Annotated in this window: 1 protein-coding gene; it reads right to left on the bottom strand. The window is 48.3% G+C overall.

Annotation, left to right across the window (positions count from 1 at the left end):
* Window positions 1–150 precede the first annotated feature (150 nt).
* On the bottom strand, window positions 151–1,598 hold a 1,448-nt coding region (locus tag R7E42_RS23940), incomplete at its 5' end, for a glycoside hydrolase family 36 protein (protein ID WP_318073081.1).

Genomic DNA, 1,598 nt, shown 5'->3' on the forward strand with positions numbered 1-1,598 from the left:
GGTCTATTCCTCTATCCCTGCGTTCATTGTGGGCTATGGCTATTACTTTATGTTTGAGTTTTAGTTATTCCGCTCTCAAAAAAGAACGCGTAAAAACAAGAAAAGAGCCCAAGTGGCTCTTTTCGTTTAATACGTCGTTTTCAATGACCTTTACGCGGTCACTATTGCTTTGGCATTCAGACCTCTATCGACACTCACTAGAAGCAACTGACAAGGATCTTGGTTGAGCTTTTCTCCGGTCCAGTAGTCATACCAATCAACGGGCTGATCCGCTGTGAGAGTAAATTCAGTCGCATTGTGATTCGCGTAATTGAACAAACAATGTAGATCATTCTTGTCCGTCAGTTTCAAAAAAGCATGGCTCAAACTTAACGCCGTGAACTTAGCAGATTCTTGGCTGCGTCGTTGTCGCAACATCAGCTTCGCCAACGTTTTACTCGCAAATGGCGTGACTTCCGGGAGAGGGTCGCCAGACAAAAGCAAGCCGCCAGACGCCAATAATACGGTACGGTGAAACTCGTAGTCTTCACGTGATGCAGCTTGATTAGCAAGAGAAGTAAACGTCGCGCAGTCTGGGTCAATTTGCCACAATTTACGGTGCTGCCAGCTACGGAAAAACGTCTCTTTAGCGATCTGTTCAAAACGGTGGCTATGGCGCTCGACGTCATCAGACACACGCATCGCATCCACCAGCCCCAAAGATGGCCACATTGGCGCGTTGCAGCCAAGCAACCAAGCGTCTCCTGCACCTCTGGCGATCGCCTCCATCCCTAATCGATACGCTTCGACACCCGTAATACCAGACTGACTACGTTTTCCTTTTAGCGTTCCCCAGGAGTTTGCATCGAGCTTAAACAGCTCTACGCCCCACTCTAGCCTCATCACTGACACAACGTGCGTTAGATGATCTTGCACTTCGGGGTTAGACGTATCGAGAATATACCAAGGCGTGCAACGCCAGCCGCCGTAGGTAACATCTTCAGCTTTAAGGAGCTGACCGTCAGGATGACGAACAAACCATTCAGGATGTTGCTGAAAGACCTCAGATTCTGGCTGCGCTATGAAAGGAGCCATCCAAATCGCCGGCTTTTTGCCTTTTGCGCGAATGTTTTGAATCAGCTCCTTCACACCGCCAGAGAATTTATCCGACGGCGTAAGCCAATCCCCCATGAACGCTTGATAGCCATCATCCAGAAGTACCCATTCTAAGTCTTCGAGCTTGTCTTGCATGCAATCAACATTTTCTAAAACATTTTGCTCGGTCACATCGGCATAGTACGCATACCAAGAACACCAGCCTATCGGTGCATCCTGCGTAACACCGTTGCGAATAGGATGATGCACGGCAATCATCTCGCTGAACTCTTGATACAGATCGGATAGCGAGTTGCCAGTTAAAATCGTAATGGACTCAAGTTGATTGTGTTCCCAATCCGCCACTTGCGTGTGTTCGCCATCGATTGCAGCGGTCAGTATCCACTGCCCATTTCGCTGTTGTATATCAAAGTAACCAGCAAATCGACGGCACGTCGTGAAGCCAAACAAGGTGTAACCAGCAGAATCCTCAATCACTAGATAGTTGTAGTAACGCTTGGGGG

The sequence above is a fragment of the Vibrio sp. Vb1337 genome (genome assembly GCF_033338715.1).
Classification (GTDB): Bacteria; Pseudomonadota; Gammaproteobacteria; order Enterobacterales; family Vibrionaceae; genus Vibrio; species Vibrio alginolyticus.